We start from the raw sequence: 20,978 nt of genomic DNA on the forward strand, positions 1-20,978 counted from the left end.
TGTTCGCAGCCCCTTTTTTTTGGCTGAATATATAGTCGCCAGCTAATATTGAATTACATTCGCATTTTTGTCTCAGCCCTTGTAGGAGTCCGCAATGAGATTGACCCAGCGCCTGACTTGGGGATGGCTTATCAGCACAATGATTGCGGTGAGCCTGACTGCTCTGGGTATCTTCTGGTCGGCAAGTGACTTAGCAAAGCAGCGTCAGCAACAACGAGTTGATGCCATTGCTTCTCAAACTGCTGAGTTCCTCTCGCAAGCGGAACACCCATCCCGAACCTGGCTTGAACATCCGCCATGGTTTGATATAGCCGTTGATATTGCTGACATCAAGGCGGCCAAAATTCGCTATAGCGGTCACTTGCTGGTGCAGTATGGCCAACATCAATCCTCTTGGTATCAGCTAACCTCTCAGCAAACTGTTAACGGCCAGACTATTGAAGTCAGTGCTAGTTTTAAAAGCCCTTGGTTGGCGGCGAGTTGGAACTGGCGCAGTGCCCTCATTCTGGTGGTGATGTTGGTTTCGGCTGGTGGCGCAGCCTGGTGGGCGAGCCTTTGGTTTATTCGACGCTTGCAAGAGATTGACAATATTAGTCATCGAGCCCACAAACTGCTCAAAGGCGAACTCATCACCAGTGGTGATTTACCCGAGCGGCCGCGGGTGATCCGCCAAGCGTTGGACCAGATGGTCGAAGAGTTGCGCGATGCGCGACAAGAGCGCAGTCGATTCGATGCGTTTATGCGCAGCAATACTTTCCTCGATCCGGTTACTGGACTGGGCAATCGGCTGTACTTTGATAACCAAATCAATAGCGCTATCCGGGCTGGTACCGACCACAATGCTGGTTTTGTGTTGTTGTTGCAGTTCAATCAGTATGACGATGTGCAACAAAACGAAGATCGCGAAATTTGTTACGACATTCTGAATCAGATTGGTCGCTGTTTGTATGATGCCTATGACGATTATGCCGATAGCTTTATCGCTCGGCGCGGCGAAGGTGACTATGCCGTGCTATTGCCTGGCACCCACCCTGACGATGTTGAACGCTCGCTAAAAGCTTTGTTGCGGTCATTGGTGAAAATCCCGCTACCGTCCTATGTCGATACCGAACATTGCTTTCATGTCGGCGTTGCTTCTCTAGAAACTTCAACCGAAAGCTATCAGGTGCTGGCAGAAGCTGACATGGCGTTACGTGCCGCTCAAGTGCAAGAGGCCAATACTTGGTTCATGTACCAACGCAGCGATTTGCCGCGCAACGAAATCAAAGGTTCGGTGCGTTGGCGCACCTTGCTTGAGGATTCGGTGCGGCGAAAAGCATTCGTGTTGTCATCACAACCAGTGGTTGAAGCGCATGAGGATGATATTCATCACTATGAGATGCTATTGCGGTTACGCGATGAAAGCGGCCAAATGATGCCCGCACAAGTGTTTTTGCCGATGGCGAAAAAGTGCGGCATGACCAGTCAAATTGACCGCAATGCGCTGCACCAGCTGCTTAAGCTGATGCGCTATGAAGGTCGTCAGCCAGCGCGTTGTAGCATTAATATTGCGATTGATTCGTTGCTCGACCGCAATTTTAGTCGCTGGATCGAACTTATTTTGTTGCAATATCGCGATATTATCAGCCGCTTGATCATTGAAGTGTCTGAGTATCCGCTCAACCAAAACTACGAAGCGCTGCGTCCGACGTTGCGCAAGCTCAAACAAGCCGGATGTCTGTTGGCAGTTGATCAAGTTGGTCAGAACATAGTGAGTACTCACTATATTCGTGATCTAGATATCGATTACCTCAAGCTGCATGCTAATTTGGTCCGCGACATTGACCAACGCAGTGAAAATCAGTTGTTTGTGCGCAGCTTACTTGGCGCCTGTGAGAACACTACGGCAAGAGTGTTTGCTCTGGCTGTAGAAACTCAACGCGAGTGGCAAGCACTAAAAGCGCTCGGTGTTTATGGTGGCCAAGGGCATTTGTTCAGTGAAGCGTGGCGAGACAGTCCTGCATTTCTGGGATGAGTTTCGCAGTCATCCCGCGCCAGCCCTGAATGCCGCCACTGTGGTACATCAGTACGCTGCCGTTGCCTGGTAACCGCCCTTGACGAATTTCCTCAACCAGCGCGAAGCACAGCTTAGCGGTATAGACTGGGTCGAGTAACACTTGAGTGTGACGATAAAACGCAGCCACAAACTGTTGCAGCTCGACAGGCAAGCGGGCAAAGCCTCCCCACTCATAACCTGTGAGCCAACACATCGACACCGAATGTCGCGGCATGTCTTGCGCTAAGTTCAGTAACTGATCAATTCGATGAGGCAGTTGTCGATCTCGTACCGCAGGAACCAGCAGCAGCCGCTGCGCGGCCGACAGCCCTAAACTTAAACCCGCTGCGGTACCACCACTACCCACGGCTGTCGCAATGTATTGATAGCTTTGGGTCCTGTCATCGAGCACTTCTGCCATGCCCTGTAAAGCTTGTGCGCCGCTCCCTCCCTCTGGAATTAGAGCATGATTTGCTTTGAGCCACCGTTGCTGAGCCGAATGATGATGTCGGTCGCGATAGTCTTGCCTTGATATCGGCACTAATTCGGCGCCCCAATGGGTGCAATCTTGCAGTGTTTTTGATGTGTTCGGTGATGCTTCAAGCCCACGAATGATCAATCGACATTCAAGTTGCAACTGCTGGCAAGCAAATGCCAAAGCGTGAGCATGATTGGAATGTGCGCCGCCGAAGCTGGTGATACCGCGGTAGCCAGCTGTCATTGCATGGTGTAGCGGATATTTCAGTTTTCGAAGCTTATTGCCACTGACGATTGAATGATTCAGATCGTCGCGCAGTATGTGTATTTGCGCGCTTGAGCCAACCCAAGGGGACAAATCGACCGGTAGAATTGGGCTTAACTTCACTGTCTCAAATAGCGAACAAATCATTTGTTGCACTTAGCTATAAATGTCAGATAATTAGCTACATTCTGCCACAAAGAGTGTCAATCCAAGCAAATGGATGTATCCCGTTGGTTTAAGTCGGGGCTAGATTGCCAGCTGTTGATTGGCTTATCCGCCGCGCAAACAACCGTATTGCTGTTTAAAGATGAGCAATGCCTTGAGCAAATTGTCATTCCAGAACGGCTTGCTTCGGCTTGTTTTGATGCCCTCCACGCGTTACTAAATCAGCACAATCTTAAACACCCCGCGGTGACTTTAGTACTTGCAGATGATTGTTATCAACATGCGGAGCTAGATAAACCTTCGGTTCCCGATGAGGAAGTTGCTGCAGCATTGCAATGGTCGGTAAAAGAGCTCATCAGTATTGAGCCCGACAATATGCAACTCGACTACTATGATGTTGCTTCGACAGGCAGTCGACAACAAGTGAGAGTGATTGCCGCCGAGCGCCAGTGGCTGTCGGATTGGGGGCACATGGTGGTTTCGCAGTTACGCGGTGAGTTGCACAAAGTCTTGATCGAAGAATTGTGTCTGCTGAACTTGTTTGATGAAGCAGATGTTCCGACCATGTTGTTGTGGCAAAAGCAAGGAGGTGAAGTTCAGTTGTTATTGGTCCACAAACAACATCTTTATCTATCGCGGAGCTTGCGTGGTTCAGCCAACCTCGAATCGATGGCCAGTGAATTACTACCAAGCATTATCGATAGCCTCAGTCTTGAGGTCCAACGAGCGCTTGATTATTTTGAAAGTAACCTCCGCCAACCGCCGGTAAAAATTGTCAAACTTGCGTTGCCCGAAGCAGTGCGGCAACTCGTTCAGATGCAAATGCAAGCCAACTTGGCTGTTGACGTGGAACCGCTCGAAACCCAAGCCATTTCCGGATTTAGCTCTCCCGACGATATTGCCGTTTTGCCGATCCTAGCGGCGCGCGTTGAGCCTGCGGAGGTGGCAGCAGAAGCATGAAGAATCAGATTGATCTGTTCTCGCCAGCATTAATTCCGCGTCAATTGCGTATCAATTTCCGATTGGTCGCAATCAGCTGGGGAGCCGTCGCAGTGCTGATGATTGTTGCCAGTTTAGTGAGCTCGTGGCTGAACGGTATGAATGAACAACAGTTGGTTCAGGCCAATAGAGTCAATAGTAACCTCGACCAACAGTATCAAAACCTAATGGCGGCAAATAAAGCTCGAACTGTGTCGGCCGAATTGAGCACGGCATTGCAGCAAGCGCAACGTGAAGTAACAATCAAACAGCAATTGTTAAAGCTGGTTGTTGATGGTGAGCGTTCGCAATCTAAGCCTTACTCAGCGCTAATGAAAGACTTAGCCTCGATCAACGAACCGCGGTTGTGGCTGCAAGAAATCCAGATCAATGGTCAGCAGCTAGCCATTGCTGGTTTGGCAACCGATGCCGAGGCTATCCCAGGCTGGTTATCGCAAGTCGGTCGTAGAGGTTACCTTAAGAACCAGGCCTTCAATCAACTGACTATCGCAGAGCAAGAGCAGTTACACTTTTTCGCGATACGCAGTCAACCAGAGGCGGACTCGCCAGCGCCAGCGCAGCGCTCGACTTCTGTCAGCGATGTCAAGGGAGTGCCGTCGTCATGAACCCGCAATTACAGCAATTGGAAACGCGTTTCAACGACATGACCGCCCGCGAACGTGGCATGGTGCTGGGGGCTGGTCTCATCGTGGTGTTTATGCTGTTGTTTTCACTTTGGTTGGCACCTAGCTTGGAACAGGGCGATCGGCTTGACCGGCAGTTGCAGCAAACGGAGCAATCGACAACTAATCTTCAACGCCAAATTGATACCCTCAATGTGTTACTCAAACGCGATCCCAATGAAGCGGTACGAGTAGAACTGAAGTCTATTGAGAGCCAGATTGTTGAGTTAGATGACGAACTTGGCGAACTCACTGTTGACTTAGTGTCGGCGGAGCAAATGTTGCCGGTGTTGCAGAGCTTGTTGGCCACTGCTCGAAATGTCACTTTAGTTGAACTAAAGTCGATCCCTGCACAATCAGTGTTGGCTCCTGAGCAACAACAACAAGCTGAAGTTGGCATGTATCGACATGGTATTGAACTACAGGTCGCAGGCAGCTTTTTCGATATCTATCGACTCATCGAATCGATTGAAGCGGCCCAATGGCGTTTTTATTGGCAAATGATGGACTATCAAGTCACTGATTATCCGAAAGCTAGCGTTCGGATTGTTCTGTATACCCTAAGTACTAGCGAGGACTATATTCGTGTTTAGTCTTCGGATTGTGTTGCTGAGTCTCTGCCAGTGCGGAGCAATGTTCAGTTACAGCGTTAATGCAGCGGCGGTGGAACAATTGACCGACCCAACTCGGCCGGCCAATTATCAGGCTGTTGCTGCGGCGAATGGCGGCTTGTCGAGCTTAAAGTTAGAGCAAATCGTCAGTTCAGCATCGCGCCGTTTTGCTGTAATTGATGGTCAAAAAGTTAAAATTGGTCAGCAAGTTGGGCAGTATGAGATTGTAGATATTCAACCCAAAGAAGTGCTGCTAAGGCAATCTGATGGTACTGATATTAGATTGACACTATTCACCCACATAAAAAAATAATTGATGCACAACATGATGAAGTTGAATTTAGTAAGGGATTTCGGGCTGCTGTTATGCGCCATGTGGCTAGTGGGCTGTGAATCCGTTGTAAAGTCACCCGATGAAATTCAGCAACAAGTGCAAGCGACTAATGAGCAACTCAGTCAGCAAGCGCAGCGCCCAGCATTGCCTGCGGAAGTATTGCAGGAGCTCATGCAGCCACCGCTGCTACAGGCGACTCCAGCAGTGGCTGAAATCCGTTTCAGTATTGCTGCCGACCATGTTGACGCAGCAACATTCTTTGCCAGCTTGGTCGATGGCACACCTTATTCTGCGGCGATTCACCCAGATGTCAGCGGTGAAGTGACGCTGAACCTAAATCAAGTCACGCTGCAAGAAGCGTTGCAGGTGGTTCAGTCGATGTATGGCTATGATATTCAACGCACCGGTAACGTGTTGCAGGTGTTTCCGGCTGAGCTGAGAACAGAAACCTTCAATATTAATTATTTGATGCTGACACGGTTGGGGCGGTCTAGGACTACCATTAACTCCTCAAGCTTGGTCGATGCCGACTCCGACAGTGACAGCGACTCTGACTCCAATTCCAACAGCAGTAGTAGCAACTCTTCAAGTAGCTCAGGTGGTGGTAGTTCCGACGCCACAGCGGCAGCAGGTACTGTGATTCACACTTACTCTGAAAGTGATTTTTGGACTGAACTGGAGCGCTCAATTCGGTTGATGTTAGGCTCTGCCGGTGACGGTCGGGCGGTGATTTCGACACCGCAGTCGGGCTTACTGACAGTTCGGGCGATGCCATCGGAGCTGGCGCAAATTAGAGATTTCGTCAATCGTTTGCAAAACCGAGTACAACGGCAGGTATTGCTGGAAGCTAAGATCCTAGAAGTGAAACTGTCCGACGGTTATCAGCAAGGTATCAACTGGACTGCCTTAGCTAGCGGCAGTGCAGGTTTCAGTGGTGGCTTTAATGGTAGCCTTCCTGGCAATGAAATTAGCCAAGTGGTTGGCGGTGTGTTCTCAATTGGATATGAGAGCAGTAACTTCGAAGCCGTGATTAGCATGCTGAACACCCAAGGCAACGTCAATGTCCTGTCCAGCCCTCGAATTTCTGCCGCCAATAACCAAAAAGCGGTTATTAAAGTTGGTACCGATGAGTACTTTGTCACTGAAGTATCAACTACAACGACCACAGGTAATGCCACGACCACCACACCTGAAGTTGAATTAACGCCATTTTTTGAAGGTATTGCGCTGGATGTGACGCCGCAGATTGATGATCTAGGTGCCGTGTTGTTGCATGTTCACCCATCGGTGACAGATATTAGTGAGCAGACCAAAGTGATCAATATTTTCGGTGATAGCCTCGAACTGCCACTGGCGGTTAGTGATATCCGAGAGACAGACACCATCGTCCGTGCCAACAGCGGCGACGTTGTGGTGATCGGTGGCCTGATGAGCACCTTGCGAACCCAGGCAGACTCTAAGATCCCGATTCTTGGAGATATCCCGCTGATGGGGGGATTGTTCACTAACAAGTCTGAAGTCGAAGAAAAGCATGAGTTGGTGATTTTGATTCGGCCAACCATTGTCGAAACCGACTATGGCTTGCCGCTGTTGCAACAGACCAATGACAACCTCAATAACTGGTATCGGGAAGCACAAACCCGATTCAATGATTGATGATGTATCTGGAGCATTTTCGCCTGACAGAAATGCCGTATTCGCTGACTCCGAATACCACGCTTTATTGCTCGCTGCCGCCGCACGAAGAAGCGCTGGAGACGTTGTTGATGGCGCTTCAAAGTGGTGAGGGTGTATTGAAAGTGGTCGGTGAGGTGGGAACCGGCAAGACCTTGCTGTGTCGCAAACTACTAAACGAGCTGCCCGAACATATTCAACCGGCCTATATTCCTAACCCGTATCTGCAACCAGATGAATTGCGCTGGGCTTTAGCCCACGAGTTGGGATTGCAACTTGATAGTGACACCAACCAACTGCAGCTAACCCAAGCAATCCAGCAACGATTAGTGGAATTGCATGATCAGGGCAAACAAGTGGTATTGCTGCTCGATGAAGCTCAAGCGATTCCCGCCGAAGGACTGGAGGCATTGCGCTTGTTTACCAATCTGGAAACTGAGCGTCGCAAGTTACTGCAGTTAGTGCTATTTGGCCAACCAGAACTCGACCAACGATTAGCGGATAAGTCCTTGCGTCAGTTGCGCCAGCGGATCAGCTTTTCTTGCCAACTCCGGCCGCTGCATCGTCACGAAACCGGACCATATATTCATCACCGCATGCTGGCGGCAGGGTATCGAGGGGCGCCCGTATTTGGTAGTCTCGCGGCCCGAATGATCTATCGAGCCAGTCGCGGTATTCCCCGGTTGGTCAATCTGATCTGCCATAAAACCTTGTTGCTGTGTTATGGCAAAGGATCTCATCAAGCCAGTGTTGCCATGGTGTGGCAAGCGATTCGAGATACCGAAGATGCCTCATTATTGCTTCCACGCTATGGAGGCCAATCATGAGTGTGATTAATCAAATGCTGCGTGATTTGGAGCAGCGCAAACAACCCGAGCAGGCCACAGAGCAACCGAAGTTTGAAGCACCGGCACCATCGCCTTGGCGCGGCAGGCTGGTGCTAGTTGCAATCGTTGTGTTGGCTGCTGGCTGTTGGTGGTGGTTCACCTCGCCATCACTTAGCAAGGATTCGAGGGCTCCCCAACAAGTGCAATCTGAGCCCGTTGAACAACAGACACGCGAAGCTCAACTGTTTTCTGCACTTGCCGAGGCTGAACAACCAAACCAAGCTAAAGCCTCGCCGCACAGTAAGCCGCTAGCCAATGTGACTGCAGCGACGGTTGATGATGGCGCTGACAATGCCGGTGCAGCACCTGAACAGTTTGATGTCGCGGCAACCAGCAAGCCTGAAGTAGGCTCAGCATCCCTGCCCGCAGGCAGCGCTGAAGATCAAACACCCGAACCTCAAGTCGCGGCCGTGGAAACAGCGAAACCAGCAAAACAGCCGAATGCGCCGGTCGCACCACCCACCGTTGCCGACAAACCAAGTATCAGCAAGCCCAAACAAACCGCGCCAGTGGCAAAAAGTGCCACAACCAAAGCCCCTGCCAAAGCGACAATCAGCCACTCGGCTGTGTCGGAACAACAATTGGTGCAGTTGCAACTAAACGAAGCGCGAGCATTTGCTGCCAATGGCCGTCAAGGTGATGCTGAAGCAACCTATCGCAAACTACTCAAACGTGATCCCAAATTGGTTACCGCGCGAATGGAGCTGGTTGCTTTGCTGACTCAACAACGGCAAGAGGGAAGGGCACTGAAAGCGGTGGATGATGGGCTGCGTTATTTGCCAACCAACGCCCAGTTGATCACCCTCAAAGCTCAACTGCTGTTGAGCTTAGGCCGCGCCGAAGATGCGTGGAATGTGTTGCAAGTGGTGAACGAAAGCCAAGTTCAGGAGACCGGCTTTTTTGTTATCAAAGCCGGCTTAGCAAGTCAGCGAAACGAATTTGATGTTGCCTACCGCAACTACTCGATATTGGCGGTGCGAGAGCCAAGTCAGGGACGGTGGTGGCTGGGTAAAGCAATTAGCGCAGAGCAAACCGGCCAATTAGCGGACGCCGTTGAAGGCTATCGACGAGCACTGACATCCGCTGGTTTAAGTGCTGGCAGTATGCGCTATGCACAGCATCGGTTGGATTTGTTAGGAACTCAAAGCCATGGCCAAGATTAAACTCAAACAGCGGCTTGGTGATTTACTGGTAAACGCCGGTAAATTAACCGAGCAACAATTGCAGCAAGCGCTGGTTGATCAACGCGCCAGTGGCCGTAAGCTCGGCCAGACCTTGATTGATTCCGGTGTCCTGACCGAAGAAGAAATGATGCGCTTCCTAGCGCGCCAGCTCGATGTACCATTTCTCGATCTACAAGACATTACCGTTCCTCCGGCCATTGTTACTCTGTTACCGGAAGTGTTGGCGCGACGTTATCGAGCGCTGGTGTTCAAACGAGAAGACGGGGTGGTGGGCGTTGCCACTGCTGATCCGGCTGATTTGAGCGCCCTCGACGCAGTTGAAGACCGCCTCGGTGATTACCAAATAGAGTGGGCAGTTGTTCGCGAATCTCAGCTATTTGAAGCCTTTGATCAGCTTTATCGCCGGACCCAAGAGATTTCTTCCTATGCCACTCAGCTCGGTGAAGAGTATTCCGAAGACGATGAGTTCGATCTATCTGATTCGCTGACCGATGAATCTGAAGGTGAAGCCACCGTCGCCCGGCTATTGCAATCGATCTTTGAAGATGCCGTTCAAGTCAAAGCCTCTGACATTCATATTGAGCCTGAAGCCAAGCTGATCCGCATTCGCCAACGGGTCGATGGTGATTTGCAAGAGCAAGTCATTGACGAGGCCAATATCGCCTCGGCGCTGGTACTGCGGTTGAAGCTTATTGCAGGCCTCGATATCTCTGAGAAACGCTTACCCCAAGATGGCCGTTTTAACATCAATGTGCGCAAGCACTCGATCGATGTGCGGATTTCAACCATGCCCGTTCAACACGGCGAGTCGGTGGTGATGCGTTTGCTGGACCAATCAGGCGGCTTGTTGTCGATGAACGAAACCGGCATGCCAGAAGACATTTTACGGCGCTTCCGACTGCAACTGTCGCGGCCTCACGGTATGATTCTGGTCACTGGGCCAACGGGCTCCGGTAAGACCACAACCCTGTATGGCGCGCTGAGTGAAATGAATACCCCAGAGCGCAAAATCATCACCGTCGAAGATCCGGTCGAATATCGTCTGCCGCGGATTAATCAGGTTCAGGTGAATGCCAAAATTGGCCTCGACTTTTCTAGCGTACTTCGTACCGCCCTGCGCCAAGACCCCGACGTCTTGTTAGTCGGTGAGATGCGCGACCATGAGACCGTAGAGATTGGCCTTCGAGGCGCATTAACCGGCCACATGGTGTTATCCACCCTTCACACTAATGATGCCATTAGTACCGCATTGCGATTGTTGGATATGGGCGCCCCAGGTTATTTGGTGGCCAGCTCCTTGCGAGCGGTGGTTGCGCAGCGCTTGGTGAAACGTTTGTGCCACAATTGTGAGCAAGACTATCAGCCAACCCCTGATGAACTCAGTTGGCTGCAACATATCGCCGGAGAACCCATCCCAGCTGATATCAAGTTCAAGGTCAGTAAAGGCTGCCAGAGTTGTCAGCAAACCGGTTATCGCGGCCGAGTCGGGGTATTTGAATGGTTGGAGCTCAATGACGACATGATAGCGGCATTGCGAGATAGCGATACCCAAGCGTTCTCTGCTGCCGCCAAAAACAGCCGCTATTATCAACCGCTATCGATGGCGGCATTGCAGTATGCCATGAGAGGTATCACCACTGTCGATGAGGTATTGCGTTTGGCGGAGTACCTAGTTGACCAGGCAGATGAGGGCGTCGCTGAATGAGTCGATTTAGCTATCAGGCACGCAACCCTCAGGGCCAAGAGGTTCGAGGCGAGTTGGAGGCTGTGAATCAGGCGGCCGTTGCTGATAGCTTACTGCGTCGCAGTCTTGTGCCGGTTAAAATTGAACCTGCTGCCGAGAAAGCGGCTAGTTTTGATTTTAAAGCGCTGTTTGAAAAAGCCATTGAGCTCGACGAGATGGTCATTTTTTCTCGGCAAATGTTTGCTTTAACCAAAGCTGGCGTGCCGTTACTTGCTGCCATCAGTGGCTTAGCCGAAGCCAGTCATAGTGCGCAGATGAAGCGGACGTTGGAAGATTTGGGTGAGCAACTAGAAAGTGGCCGCACCTTATCAACCTCGATGGCGGCGCACCCAAAGGTGTTTAGCCGTATGTACGTCAGTATGGTGCATGTTGGTGAAAATACTGGCCAGCTCGAAGAAACCTTCTTTCAGCTCGCTCAATACCTTGAAAAAGAACAAGAAACTCGACGCCGAATTAAGGCGGCGATTCGCTACCCGATATTCGTCATCATTGCCATTACCATCGCGTTGGTCGTGCTCAATATCATGGTGATCCCCAAATTTGCCGAAATGTTCGCCCAATTCAACGCTGAGCTGCCTTGGTCAACTCGCTTTCTGATTGGCATGTCCGATATGTTCGTCAACTACTGGCCGCTGATGTTAGTCGGTGTCGTGTTGCTGATTTTTGGCAGCCGTTATTACGTCAGCACTGAACCTGGCCGCTTGCGCTGGGATCGAGTCAAGCTGCGCTTACCGATTATTGGTTCTATTATTAGTCGGTCAACATTGGAACGATATAGTCGTAGCTTTTCCATCATGTTGAAGGCCGGTGTACCGATAAACCAAGCGCTAACCTTGGTCGCCAGTGCGGTCGACAATGCCCATATGTCTGAGCGGGTGGCTGAAATGCGGCGCGAGATTGAGCGTGGTGAAAGTTTGCTGCGCACCAGTCGTCGTAGTGAGTTGTTTACTCCGCTGGTGTTGCAAATGGTTGCGGTTGGTGAAGAGACCGGGCGAATTGATGAGTTGCTGTTAGAAGCTGCGGACTATTATGAACGGGAAGTGGACTTTGATTTAAAATCGCTGACCGCCCGAATTGAACCAATATTAATCACCGTGGTCGCAGTAATGGTTTTGATCCTGGCTCTCGGTATTTTTACGCCGATGTGGGACATGATGCGGGCGGTGCGAGGCGGCTGATGACTCGAGCCGATCAGCAAGAGGCAGGAAATCGTCGTCGTTTCATGACGATTATATGCGTGTTGCTGATGTTGCTGCTGATTTATCAAGTCAATCGTATGTTGAGTGAACAGCATTCTGATTGGCATCGCTCGGTGTTTGTGGTGGTAGAACGAGACTTTCAGGTTGCCGTCGCCCACATTTATGCCGAAGCGAGGTTACAGGGAAAGGTGACAGAAGTAGCACTGTGGCAGCGGCTTATTCGAGTCAATGACCGAGGTCGGCCTGCGGTATTCAATGCCGAGGGGCTGTTGCAATGTGAAGTAATCTGGCAGCAGGTCATGGGCGTGACACTGGATAGTATGGCGATGCCGGTTACCGTTGTTGGGTTGAATCGGTTGACGAACGGAAAATCGTCACAGGGGTGCCGTTTTTTAGTATCTGAGAATGATTATTTCGATTATTTTCCATAGTCGTATAGGCTTAGTTAAATACTCGTTAAATCAAATAGATCGCACTGTTTTTTAGATTGTCAGCGGCTATACTCAGGCGATATTTTGAAGTGGCGCAATTGTTGATAGCGTGACATGAATTTTGAAAGGTCGAATATGACGTCAACACAACGTGGTTTTTCTTTAATTGAACTGGTGATTGTTGTGACCATTTTGGGGTTGCTGGCAGTTACCGCTTTACCGCGCTTTCTCGATGTAACCGAAGAGGCGCAAATCGCCAATATTGAAGGCATGGCGGGTGGTTTCGCCACCGGTGTTAGCCTTGTTCGGGCTCAGTGGGAGGCCGAAGGTCGACCACAAGACAGTAACGTTAACAGCGTGGTTTATGATGGGCAGCTGATGTATCTCACCGAAGAGTCTGCTGGCACCTCAGCGCCGGGCTATCCAGTCAATGCTGGTAGTGGCAACACGGCGAATGGCACAACCATGACTACAACGCGCTGCATTCGCGTGTGGGATGCCATTTTGCAAAATCCTGCGACTGTAACGGACAACATTAACAATGCGGTTGATAATCGTTACTTTGTTGACCTTAACAATGGCGATTGCGTGTTTTATTTAACTCAGACGCTTGACCGTAACGGTTCAACTTATACCGATCCGAACGGCAGTCTGACGACCGGCAACAACTTTGTTTACTCGCCAGGCTTTGGTAGCGTGCGAGTCAATATTAATAATTAATTTGCAGTCCTTAGGGGATAACTAACTATGAAACAGCAACAAGGTTTTACACTGATTGAATTAGTCGTGGTCATTGTGATCCTAGGGATCTTGGCCGTCACCGCGGCGCCACGTTTTATTAACCTGCAAGGCGATGCGCGGGTGTCGTCTCTACAAGGACTCAAAGGTGCGATTGAAGGCGCCAATGCGTTGGTTTACAGCCGCGCAGCCATTGATGGGGTAGAAACTTTTGCTCATGATGACGCAGACAATGACTCAGACATTCTAGTGCAAGGGCAGACTGTTTCGCTTCAATATGGTTATGTACAAGCCACGGTCGCTGAACTTCAAAAAGCTATGGCTTTTGATGCTGATGAGTGGCAGTACACAGAAAGTGATGGTAGCGTTGAGTTTTGGCCGAAAGGCGTAGCTAAAACAACCGGTGAATGCAGCTTAACGTATACAGAGCCAGCGGGTGGTAGCAATTTGGTTTATACAATTGCTTATGGCCCATCAGATATTGATGCCGAGAACTGCGGCGGTTAATTAGCATGAGTCGCATAAAAAAGCAGCTTCGGCTGCTTTTTTTGTATTTGTTACTGAGTAAGTGAGGTAGAAAGCAACTTCCAACTCGGACACGTCGTAAATACTTCCATGTAGACTCTGCCGCAGCATCCCTGCTGCGGAAGGTCCTCGCCGGAAGTTCCTTCCTATCTCTCCAATCCGTGCCACGCAGCCAAACAGCCCTCGATCATTGAAGAGGTAGCGAGTCGCAGCTTAGTGGTGCTTCAACAAGCATGGATGCTTGTTGTAGAGCGCTCCATGGATGGACTTGAGCGTCACTACTTAGCTGTAATTTGCTGCTGATTACTTCCTCTGCAAGAGAGCTAGAAAGCAACTTGCAACTCGGACACGTCGTGAATACTTTGCTGACGGGCTCCTGCCCTTTGCAAAGTCCCGCTTCTGCTTCCTGCCTCCGCGACAAATTAATTTAATTTGTCCCATGTAGACTCTGCCGCAGCATCCCTGCTGCGGAAGGTCTTCGTCGGCAGTTCCTTCCTAGCTCTCCAAACTGTGCCACGTAGCCAAACAACCCTGAATGGATAACCGCATTACTGATGAAGTCGCCATTATTTAGCTTCTAATCCGCTTTTTCCTGCCATTTTTCATTCGGTTGGATACAATTAGCGCTAGTGTCTTTGAATTCATCTAGGTCCATTTGATGTCGCCAACGCTTCGCTACCCGCAAAACACTCAAGCCGGTTTTACCGTGATTGAGCTGGTGGTGGTGATCATCATTCTTGGAGTTATCTCGGTTGTTGCTGCTCCTCGCTTTATTGGCTCCCAAGGGTTTGATGAAATTGCTCTTCGTGATGAGGTCATGCAACGTTTGCGTGCGGTGCAGCTGAGCGCTATGAATGGGGTAGCCAGCGATTGTCATGCCTTGGTGATTGATAGCGGCGAGTTTGGTGTCTCGGTGATGGATGCCGATCCGTGTCCCGGTACGCTAGAACATGTGACTGATTACAGCGACACCGGCCTAACCATCAGTCAGGGGACTTTTGGTTTTGATCGCTTAGGGCGGCCGACCGCTAGTTGTGATGGCGGTTGCAACATTCAAATCAGTGGCGCCACCACTGAAATCATCACCATCGAATCGGAAGGCTTTATCCATGGTCTATAACGCTCATCGTGGTTTCACGCTAGTCGAAATCGTCATCAGTATCGTGGTGATGGGCATCGCATTGCTTATCGTCACCTCGGTGATGGCGCCGCAGGCGAGAAACTCCGTCGACCCAGTGATGGACGTTAAAGCCGCTGAGTTAGCACAAACCCTGTTGAATGAAGCCCTGGCTAAATCCTATGACCACAACTCCGATCATAACGGTAGCCGTTGGCGTTGCGGCGAGAGCATCGCAGGGCTGACCATTGCCAGCTGTACCACTCGTATCGGTCCCGATATGGTCGGTGGCAGTTTGGAAACACGAACTCAGTTTAATGATATCGATGATTTTGATACCGCCGGCGCCTTTCTAGCAGGCGATGACTTACTCAATTCTTCGGGTGATGCGATTGGACCGCTCTATCCTAATTTTTCCGCTGCCATCGCGGTATCGCATGATGCCGCAGCATTTGATGACAGTGGCACCGATGTCGCCAAACGGATAGACGTGACCATTCGAGGCCCCTCTGGGCGCGAATTAGTATTCTCTGCCTATCGAGGCAACTACTAATGATCACTTCTTCGCGCGCCGCTCGCTTGTCCACGTCTGCTGGCTTTACTCTGATGGAGCTGGTGGTGGTGATGGTGTTGTTGGGCATTGTGGTGATTGCCACCAGTAATTTTGTGATCACTGGTGTGGCAATTTTTACCCGCGGTGTAGACCGCCAGAATATGGCGTCAACGGGCCGTTTCGTGGTTGAGCGGCTATCGCGGGAAGTCCGAGACGCGGTTCCCGGCAGTGTCACTATTCGCGATGATTTGGGCGATTGTTTGGAGTTTCGCCCGATCGAAGCGACGTTCTTCTATCTCGAAGCGCCAGTGGCACCATTACCTGCGGCCAACACCGCGATTGTTGCCAGCAACACCAGTTATTCCTACGACAGCGCAGCAAGTAATTACGATGCCATTGTTTACCCTTTGGTCCGCGATCATGTGTTCAGCGGTGGCGGTAATTCTCGGGCGGTCGGCGTTGCTGCTAATGGTTTGTCCGACAACGGCGACAATTCGAGTACCTTGCAGTTTAGCAGTAGCTTCCAGTTTCCTGAGGGATCACCGGCCCAGCGGTTGTTCTTGACCCGCAGTGTCACTAGCTATTGTTTGGTTGCGGGTGAGTTGTATCGACATACCAGTAGCAACGGTAGTATTACGCCGGGCAATGGCGGGGTATTGATGGGGCGCTTATTTGCTAATGGTGTTGGTGAAGACATGTTTGCCATTAGTCAGTCGCAATACTCGGGCGTTTCTTTGGTGCAAGTGTTTCTCAGGCTCAATGCCCGCGATGAGGATGTGGTGCTGAATCATGAAATCCACCTACAGCAAGTCCCATAATCTTGCTTTTGGCACCAGCCAGCGCGGCGCTAGCTTAATGGTGGCGTTGTTCCTGTTAGTGATTCTGTCGGTGTTAGCGGCTCGTCTGATCAATGTTTTATCGGACAGTTCACGCAGTATCGCGGTGGAAGTGTATGGCACCAGAGCGTTAATGGCGGCGCAAAGTGGTGCCGATTTAGCCCTAGTCAAACTGTTCCCATTGGACAACGGAGTGGGCGCTGGTTGTGGCGCTGTGCCAACCAGTGATAGCGGTGAGTTTGCCGATAACGCCGGCCTATTGCGTTGTTCGGCAACCATTGGTTGTCAGCAGCAGGCCATTCCCGATGCGGTTGGCAGTGTGCTCTATACCATTACCGTCACTGGCTTTTGCGCTGGGGGCGGTGGCGAAGAGGCCATTCGAGCCGAGCGGATCATTGAGCTAGAAGCAAGAGGACTGTCGTTGTGAGCCAGCCGGTAGCGCTTTTTCGACTCATTGCCCTACTGATTCTAGTGGTTGGGGCCAATCCATTTGTGGTCGCCGCCACCTGTGATGATGTTTTGAAAGTGACGCTGCAGGGGGTGAGAGAAGCGGAAGGTAGCAACACCGGCTCTTACTTCAATCAGAACAGTAGTCAAGCCAAAATACGAAATGCCCAAGGGCAAGAGTTTGATTTTGTCCGCTTAATCAATAATCAGCCGGGAGGCTGCCCCGGCGTTCAAGGTGGGCGCTGTGTTATCAGCGGTAATCCGGGAGTGCGAGGCAATCTTGTCTACGATTTGTCACTCAATCCATCGGCACCTAACGTTAACGCTTACAACGGCTTGCGGGTTTATCTTGGCGTGCCTGATTGGCTTGACCCATATTTCAATAACAGCAATATCAGCTACACCGACGACACATACAACCGTGTTGATGTTGGTGGTGATGTTTATCTGTGGGGCGGTATTGACGCCAACGAGAACGATCGTGGCTATGTCGAATACACCATCGATAACCTGACCATTTATAACACCGGTGAAGTGTATAGTCCGCCCGGCGATCTGTTGATACCGCAAGGTTATGTCGCCCAAGGCCAGTTTTATACTCAAGGCAATTCTCGACCCGACGGTTGGGACGATTTTATTGATGACATCCCTGTGGGCGACGCCAGCGGCTTTTTCTCTCAACTAATAGCCGCTTTGTTTGGCGGTGATGAAGCTGTTACTCAGGTTGATCGGATTGATTTTGTCTTGGACGCTCTCGATAGAGGCTTGCAAGTACCTTCTTCTGAAGTTGGTAGCTACGTGGTATTTGTCTTTGCCGATGGCGAAATACCTAATTCATTGGTTGAGTTTTTATGGCCTCTGGACCACCCATCCGAAACCACCCGGGTTCGCCTCAATGGCCAGCTCTCGCTCAACAACTCGGCAGCAGGTATGAACGAGCCATCCAGCTCACCGATTAGTAATCTAGTTGTTCATACCAATAGCCGAGTCACCATGAGTGGCGGCGTGTTTCGAGGCGCGTTAATTCAAGATAATCGCACCAGCCAAGGGACGTCTGAAGTGCTTGAGATTAACAATCGAGATGTCGAATTTTATGGTGCGGCGTCAGTCGAAGGCGGTTTTGAATTTACCGGCGGAGACTTTTACTACGAAGCTCAAGCGCTGGATGCCGACTTTGATGATATTTGTGAATCAACCAGCACTGAAGTGGATCTGTTTATTGATGCCAAGAAAGATACCGCGCTGACATGCGAAGTGGTCGATGTGGAGTTGCGTGTCGAACGTGGCGGCAGCACGGTCACTGATTTTGAGGGAATCGTGAGTTTGACCACCAGTACCAGCCAGGGAAGTTGGGTCGGCGCTGGATACTCCTTTAATGGCTCATTAAACAATACCGGCAGCGGCAACGGTAGCTACGAGTTTGTTGCCAGTGACAATGGGCAGGTATTGGTCGGGTTCCGTCATCCAGCGATAGGCACGGTATCGATGGAAATGACCAAAGATACGACCACTTCGGATCCCGACTCAGTAACCTTTGTTCCTGATGGCTTGAGTGTTGAATTTAATCCCGAATACCCAACAGCTAACGATCCGTTTGAGTTACTCGTCAAAGCAGTGAAGCCGAGCGACTCTGATCCGAGTCAGTGCGTTTCTGATATTAACTACGAGGGTGCTAAAAACATCGCGTTTGCGATGCGTTATGCCGACTCAGGACAAACGGTGTTTGTGCCATTAACCCAAGATGGTGAAATCATTCCTGAGCAAGGCAACGGTACCATTATTCGCCAGCTCAATTTCTCTCAAGGCGTATCCGAGCCAGCGTTGCAAGATGTCAATTACCGTGATGTTGGCGGTATTGAAGTGGTGGTCAGTGACCAAGACTTTGCCGATGAGTTTCCCGACCAGCCGCCTCTTACCGGCGAGGGAGCAACCACTGTGATACCGGAATCGGTGAAAGTCTTAGATGTGCGAACGCAGTTAGCTGGCGCTCAGTGTGGTCAGCAGAACCTCGGTGGTAATGCAACCCAAGGTGCGGCATTTACCGCCGCAGGCGATCCGTTTGAGGCATTGGTTTCTGGTTTAGTGGCCAATTGTGAGCCAACAGGCAGTGTTTGTGACCCCACTGCCGTCGCTTGTGCGGCTCCCAACTTTAAGGCGCCAGTAGCCATTTCGGTTGAGCTTGATACGCCAGCCGCTGGTACAGAGGGGGCGCTAACTGGCGATCAGCCGGGCGAGAACGATTTTGCTAGCGGCAGTGCTGTGGCTGGCAATCTGCGCTACGACGAGGTCGGCAGCATTAAATTAAAATCCTTGGTCACAGATTATGCCGGAACGGGTGAAGATTTCGCTGATGAAGTAATCGTAGGGCGGTTTTACCCGGCTTACTTAGAGCGAACTGAGGACTCAGTGCGAGATCTCCCAGCAGCGCGACCAGGATGTTTGAACCTTGGCATTGGTGAAGATCATTTCTCCTACCTATCAGCACCAAACCAGCAGATTAGCTTTGAACTTGTTGCCCGAGAACGGGGAGGGGAGTTGACTGAGAATTATCAGCAAGACGATGATAATCCAGATAACCACTATGCTTTCACCGCTAATGACCCCAGTTATTTGCTATATGACGACAGCACTGAACTGACCGACCGCTTGCAAGGGCTACCGGATCCCTTGGTTTGGAGTGGCGGTAAAGTGCTAATCGACGATGAAGGCTTCAGTGTAGAACGCCTATACACTTCGCAAACACCACTGACTTCGATAGAAGACGGGCCTTTCACTTCGCCAGAAATTGGCTTGTCGCTCGAAGGTGGTGATGGCGAGACCTTCCAGCAACAAGAGCTGACTTACGACTGTGGAGGCAGTACCTGCCCACAACCAGCAATAGACTTGTTAGATGAACCGATTGCTGAGCTGCGCTATGGCCGTTTGCGGGCCGATGATGGCTATAGCCCAGATAGTCTGGATTTGCATGTGCCACTCGTTGTCGAGTATTGGAATGGCAGTAATTTTGTTGTCAATAGCTGGGACAGCTGCACTGAGTTGGGCTTTGCCTTGATGTCATTTGATCCCGAGAAGAGTAACGCCGATGCGGTTGACATCGGCACAGGTAGCTCGACCTTGGCGTTGACTCGCGACCGCAGCAATTATGTTGGTTCTGGCGCGACTGTGCTGACTCAGGATGGCAGAGTTTGGCTGCGCTACACGGCACCAAATGATTCTGGCTCGGCGACTCACTATGTTGGAGATGGCGGTGCCTCTAGCCCAGACACAGACTGGCCCGATTGGCTGAAATACAATTGGGATGGCGATCAAGGGTCAGACATAAGTCCCGGTGATGATGCCAGTGTTAGCGGCGTGGCGACATTTGGCCGCACCCGCGGTAGTGATCGGGTGATCTCGCGACGTGAGCTCTAGCCGCTATTCATCTCGGCAAAACTGACCCCAAACGGCAGGTACTAAACTGAGATAATCGCTCATTGCCATAATGATGGATTCGGTGGTGACACCGCAGTTAAAAGCAATTGTTTGATTGCTTTTCAAAGCTTCATCAAGGTACATGGGGACGTCAATCAAACCGCTGCCAAACGGCGGTAAAGCGCCTTTTTCAACGCCAGCAATTGCCATTAACTCTGCGCTTGAAGCAAAACGAAGTTTCTGACAGCCGAGAAAGCGTCGTACTTTTTGTGAGTCAACTTGCTGATCGGCAGGTACTACAATCATGGCAAAATCACCCTGATGAAACGAATTTGCCGTGTAACGGCTGCGAAACAACAAACTCTTACCCCCCAAGGCCATCGGTAATTGCCGTTGTTCGGCGCTTTGCTCACAGGTGCTGGCGGCGCTATGGCTTTGTTGTTGGTATTTGATTTGATGTTGCGCCAGCAAGGCGATGATTTGCGAGCCGATTGGTGTCATTTGGGGGTTAAAATTGCGTCAAAAAAGTCATCATCTGCCAACATCATGACAGATTTATGTGGTCTTGTTGTGGTTTTACCATTTAATGGCCGAATTAAGTGGTTGCTTGCTTGTCGAAGCCCGAGGGCATTGGTAAAGTTAGCCCGTTTAATTTGAATCATTAGCCAATCTAACCTTGGGCGC

The 20,978-nt window shown here is 50.7% G+C and carries 20 protein-coding genes; 18 read left to right on the plus strand and 2 right to left on the minus strand.

Annotated elements, in window-relative coordinates; genetic code table 11:
• Positions 1–94: 94 nt before the first annotated feature.
• The gene (locus tag CBE68_RS11515) at positions 95–2,014 is read left to right on the plus strand and encodes an EAL domain-containing protein (protein WP_087506242.1); all 1,920 of its coding nucleotides are present in this window, start codon (positions 95–97) and stop codon (positions 2,012–2,014) included.
• Here the strand turns inward: CBE68_RS11515 and CBE68_RS11520 are convergent.
• Positions 1,974–2,924: a 1-aminocyclopropane-1-carboxylate deaminase/D-cysteine desulfhydrase gene (locus tag CBE68_RS11520; RefSeq protein ID WP_087506243.1), complete on the minus strand. Its 951-nt coding sequence runs from the start codon at positions 2,922–2,924 to the stop codon at positions 1,974–1,976. The genes CBE68_RS11515 and CBE68_RS11520 overlap by 41 nt on opposite strands.
• Positions 2,925–2,993: 69 nt before the next feature.
• Here CBE68_RS11520 and CBE68_RS11525 point away from each other — a divergent pair, with 69 nt between their 5' ends.
• The 17 genes from CBE68_RS11525 (at position 2,994) to CBE68_RS11605 (ending at position 20,294) form a co-directional block, all read left to right on the plus strand.
• Positions 2,994–3,902 (plus strand): hypothetical protein, encoded by a 909-nt coding sequence (locus tag CBE68_RS11525; protein ID WP_087506244.1) that lies wholly within the window; start codon positions 2,994–2,996, stop codon positions 3,900–3,902.
• Positions 3,899–4,546 carry a PilN domain-containing protein gene (locus CBE68_RS11530; protein WP_087506245.1) on the plus strand — a complete coding sequence of 216 codons (648 nt, stop codon included), beginning with the start codon at positions 3,899–3,901 and terminating at the stop codon, positions 4,544–4,546. Before CBE68_RS11525 ends, CBE68_RS11530 begins: the two co-directional genes overlap by 4 nt.
• Positions 4,543–5,196: a type II secretion system protein GspM gene (gene gspM, locus CBE68_RS11535; RefSeq protein ID WP_087506246.1), complete on the plus strand. Its 654-nt coding sequence runs from the start codon at positions 4,543–4,545 to the stop codon at positions 5,194–5,196. The genes CBE68_RS11530 and gspM overlap by 4 nt, the downstream gene beginning before the upstream one ends.
• Complete coding sequence (locus CBE68_RS11540; RefSeq protein ID WP_143824548.1) at positions 5,189–5,527, plus strand: hypothetical protein; 339 nt, start codon at positions 5,189–5,191, stop codon at positions 5,525–5,527. The genes gspM and CBE68_RS11540 overlap by 8 nt, the downstream gene beginning before the upstream one ends.
• Positions 5,528–5,539: 12 nt before the next feature.
• Positions 5,540–7,204: a pilus (MSHA type) biogenesis protein MshL gene (gene mshL, locus CBE68_RS11545; protein WP_229744748.1), complete on the plus strand. Its 1,665-nt coding sequence runs from the start codon at positions 5,540–5,542 to the stop codon at positions 7,202–7,204.
• Positions 7,204–8,049 carry an ExeA family protein gene (locus tag CBE68_RS11550; protein ID WP_371870504.1) on the plus strand — a complete coding sequence of 282 codons (846 nt, stop codon included), beginning with the start codon at positions 7,204–7,206 and terminating at the stop codon, positions 8,047–8,049. Before mshL ends, CBE68_RS11550 begins: the two co-directional genes overlap by 1 nt.
• The gene (locus CBE68_RS11555) at positions 8,046–9,272 is read left to right on the plus strand and encodes a tetratricopeptide repeat protein (RefSeq protein ID WP_087506249.1); all 1,227 of its coding nucleotides are present in this window, start codon (positions 8,046–8,048) and stop codon (positions 9,270–9,272) included. Before CBE68_RS11550 ends, CBE68_RS11555 begins: the two co-directional genes overlap by 4 nt.
• A complete protein-coding gene (locus tag CBE68_RS11560) occupies positions 9,259–10,998 on the plus strand; it encodes a GspE/PulE family protein (RefSeq protein WP_087506250.1) in 1,740 nt (579 codons plus the stop codon). Before CBE68_RS11555 ends, CBE68_RS11560 begins: the two co-directional genes overlap by 14 nt.
• Positions 10,995–12,215: a type II secretion system F family protein gene (locus tag CBE68_RS11565; protein ID WP_087506251.1), complete on the plus strand. Its 1,221-nt coding sequence runs from the start codon at positions 10,995–10,997 to the stop codon at positions 12,213–12,215. Before CBE68_RS11560 ends, CBE68_RS11565 begins: the two co-directional genes overlap by 4 nt.
• Positions 12,215–12,667: a hypothetical protein gene (locus CBE68_RS11570; protein ID WP_087506252.1), complete on the plus strand. Its 453-nt coding sequence runs from the start codon at positions 12,215–12,217 to the stop codon at positions 12,665–12,667. Before CBE68_RS11565 ends, CBE68_RS11570 begins: the two co-directional genes overlap by 1 nt.
• 135 nt (positions 12,668–12,802) lie before the next feature.
• Positions 12,803–13,387 (plus strand): type II secretion system protein, encoded by a 585-nt coding sequence (locus CBE68_RS19005; RefSeq protein WP_188708261.1) that lies wholly within the window; start codon positions 12,803–12,805, stop codon positions 13,385–13,387.
• Between the two features lie 27 nt (positions 13,388–13,414).
• Positions 13,415–13,912 carry a type II secretion system protein gene (locus CBE68_RS19010; protein WP_087506254.1) on the plus strand — a complete coding sequence of 166 codons (498 nt, stop codon included), beginning with the start codon at positions 13,415–13,417 and terminating at the stop codon, positions 13,910–13,912.
• 676 nt (positions 13,913–14,588) lie between these two features.
• Positions 14,589–15,050: a prepilin-type N-terminal cleavage/methylation domain-containing protein gene (locus CBE68_RS19015; RefSeq protein WP_087506255.1), complete on the plus strand. Its 462-nt coding sequence runs from the start codon at positions 14,589–14,591 to the stop codon at positions 15,048–15,050.
• Positions 15,040–15,600 (plus strand): type IV pilus modification PilV family protein, encoded by a 561-nt coding sequence (locus CBE68_RS11590; protein WP_158100589.1) that lies wholly within the window; start codon positions 15,040–15,042, stop codon positions 15,598–15,600. The genes CBE68_RS19015 and CBE68_RS11590 overlap by 11 nt, the downstream gene beginning before the upstream one ends.
• Complete coding sequence (locus CBE68_RS11595) at positions 15,600–16,418, plus strand: PilW family protein (protein WP_087506257.1); 819 nt, start codon at positions 15,600–15,602, stop codon at positions 16,416–16,418. The genes CBE68_RS11590 and CBE68_RS11595 overlap by 1 nt, the downstream gene beginning before the upstream one ends.
• Complete coding sequence (locus CBE68_RS11600) at positions 16,390–16,863, plus strand: hypothetical protein (protein ID WP_087506258.1); 474 nt, start codon at positions 16,390–16,392, stop codon at positions 16,861–16,863. Before CBE68_RS11595 ends, CBE68_RS11600 begins: the two co-directional genes overlap by 29 nt.
• Positions 16,860–20,294: a DUF6701 domain-containing protein gene (locus CBE68_RS11605; protein ID WP_087506259.1), complete on the plus strand. Its 3,435-nt coding sequence runs from the start codon at positions 16,860–16,862 to the stop codon at positions 20,292–20,294. Before CBE68_RS11600 ends, CBE68_RS11605 begins: the two co-directional genes overlap by 4 nt.
• Positions 20,295–20,297: 3 nt before the next feature.
• On the opposite strand, the gene CBE68_RS11610 is transcribed toward CBE68_RS11605, so the two are convergent.
• Complete coding sequence (locus CBE68_RS11610; protein ID WP_087506260.1) at positions 20,298–20,795, minus strand: aminoacyl-tRNA deacylase; 498 nt, start codon at positions 20,793–20,795, stop codon at positions 20,298–20,300.
• Positions 20,796–20,978 lie beyond the last annotated feature (183 nt).

It is taken from the genome of Neiella marina (assembly GCF_002165625.1).
GTDB lineage: Bacteria > Pseudomonadota > Gammaproteobacteria > Enterobacterales > Neiellaceae > Neiella > Neiella marina.

What these genes read in the sequence shown, in the direction of transcription:
- CBE68_RS11515 (WP_087506242.1), top strand. Translation starts at nt 95, where the DNA reads ATGAGATTGACCCAGCGCCTGACTTGGGGATGGCTTATCAGCACAATG.
- CBE68_RS11520 (WP_087506243.1), bottom strand. Translation starts at nt 2,924, where the DNA reads ATGATTTGTTCGCTATTTGAGACAGTGAAGTTAAGCCCAATTCTACCG.
- CBE68_RS11525 (WP_087506244.1), top strand. Translation starts at nt 2,994, where the DNA reads ATGGATGTATCCCGTTGGTTTAAGTCGGGGCTAGATTGCCAGCTGTTG.
- CBE68_RS11530 (WP_087506245.1), top strand. Translation starts at nt 3,899, where the DNA reads ATGAAGAATCAGATTGATCTGTTCTCGCCAGCATTAATTCCGCGTCAA.
- gspM (WP_087506246.1), top strand. Translation starts at nt 4,543, where the DNA reads ATGAACCCGCAATTACAGCAATTGGAAACGCGTTTCAACGACATGACC.
- mshL (WP_229744748.1), top strand. Translation starts at nt 5,540, where the DNA reads ATGATGAAGTTGAATTTAGTAAGGGATTTCGGGCTGCTGTTATGCGCC.
- CBE68_RS11550 (WP_371870504.1), top strand. Translation starts at nt 7,204, where the DNA reads ATGATGTATCTGGAGCATTTTCGCCTGACAGAAATGCCGTATTCGCTG.
- CBE68_RS11555 (WP_087506249.1), top strand. Translation starts at nt 8,046, where the DNA reads ATGAGTGTGATTAATCAAATGCTGCGTGATTTGGAGCAGCGCAAACAA.
- CBE68_RS11560 (WP_087506250.1), top strand. Translation starts at nt 9,259, where the DNA reads ATGGCCAAGATTAAACTCAAACAGCGGCTTGGTGATTTACTGGTAAAC.
- CBE68_RS11565 (WP_087506251.1), top strand. Translation starts at nt 10,995, where the DNA reads ATGAGTCGATTTAGCTATCAGGCACGCAACCCTCAGGGCCAAGAGGTT.
- CBE68_RS11570 (WP_087506252.1), top strand. Translation starts at nt 12,215, where the DNA reads ATGACTCGAGCCGATCAGCAAGAGGCAGGAAATCGTCGTCGTTTCATG.
- CBE68_RS19005 (WP_188708261.1), top strand. Translation starts at nt 12,803, where the DNA reads ATGACGTCAACACAACGTGGTTTTTCTTTAATTGAACTGGTGATTGTT.
- CBE68_RS19010 (WP_087506254.1), top strand. Translation starts at nt 13,415, where the DNA reads ATGAAACAGCAACAAGGTTTTACACTGATTGAATTAGTCGTGGTCATT.
- CBE68_RS19015 (WP_087506255.1), top strand. Translation starts at nt 14,589, where the DNA reads ATGTCGCCAACGCTTCGCTACCCGCAAAACACTCAAGCCGGTTTTACC.
- CBE68_RS11590 (WP_158100589.1), top strand. Translation starts at nt 15,040, where the DNA reads ATGGTCTATAACGCTCATCGTGGTTTCACGCTAGTCGAAATCGTCATC.
- CBE68_RS11595 (WP_087506257.1), top strand. Translation starts at nt 15,600, where the DNA reads ATGATCACTTCTTCGCGCGCCGCTCGCTTGTCCACGTCTGCTGGCTTT.
- CBE68_RS11600 (WP_087506258.1), top strand. Translation starts at nt 16,390, where the DNA reads ATGAAATCCACCTACAGCAAGTCCCATAATCTTGCTTTTGGCACCAGC.
- CBE68_RS11610 (WP_087506260.1), bottom strand. Translation starts at nt 20,795, where the DNA reads ATGACACCAATCGGCTCGCAAATCATCGCCTTGCTGGCGCAACATCAA.